This window comes from Ruegeria sp. AP12 (genome assembly GCF_056540025.1).
Genome location: NZ_JBQFVZ010000129.1, coordinates 1 through 947, shown reverse-complemented (window position 1 = coordinate 947; position 947 = coordinate 1). Strand labels below are relative to the sequence as shown.

1 protein-coding gene is annotated in these 947 nt (G+C 59.2%); it reads right to left on the bottom strand.

Annotated features, from left to right (window positions below):
• Positions 1-947: Asp-tRNA(Asn)/Glu-tRNA(Gln) amidotransferase subunit GatB (gatB, locus tag ACR0E6_RS21730; RefSeq protein WP_480587225.1), on the bottom strand; the 947-nt coding region annotated here is incomplete at both ends.

The window sequence follows — 947 nt, the reverse complement described above, 5'->3', positions numbered from 1 at the left end:
GACCTCTTCGAAATAGGCGGCGCTTTCGACCTCGGCGGTCAGGACTGAGGCGTCATAATCGGTTAGGCCGAAGGCTTCGATGAACCGCGCTTTTTTCTCGTCGGGCAGCTCAGGCAGCTTGGCGGCGATGTCGTCGACCCATGCCTGTTCGATCTCCAATGGCAGCAGGTCAGGGTCGGGGAAATAGCGGTAGTCATGCGCTTCTTCCTTGGACCGCATGGATCGTGTCTCACCCTTGTCCGGGTCATACAGGCGGGTTTCCTGATCGACTTTGCCACCGGCTTCGACGATGGCGATCTGACGGCGGGCCTCGACCTCAATCGCCTGCTGGATGAAGCGCATCGAGTTCATGTTCTTGATCTCGCAGCGCGTGCCCAGATGCGAGAAGTCCTGCGTTTCCTGATACTTCTCATAAGCACCCGGCAAACAGATCGAGACGTTTACGTCCGCCCGCAGGTTTCCGTTCTGCATGTTCCCATCACAGGTGCCCAGATAGCGCATGATCTGGCGCAGCTTGGCGATGTATGCGGCGGCTTCTTCGGGGCCACGGATGTCGGGGCGGCTGACGATTTCCATCAGGCAAACGCCTGTCCGGTTCAGGTCCACAAAGGACATATGCGGGTCCATGTCGTGGATCGATTTGCCCGCGTCCTGCTCCATGTGGATACGTTCGATACGGACCATGCGCGCGGTACCGTCGCCCATCTCGACCAGCACTTCACCTTCGCCCACGATGGGGTGGTACAGCTGGGAAATCTGGTAGCCCTGCGGCAGGTCAGGGTAGAAGTAGTTCTTGCGGTCAAAAGCCGATTTCAGGTTGATATCCGCCTTCAGGCCCAGACCCGTGCGCACGGCCTGTTCCACGCAGTATTCGTTGATCACAGGCAGCATGCCTGGCATCGCCGCGTCCACGAAGGCCACGTTCGAGTTCGGCTCGGCCCCGAATT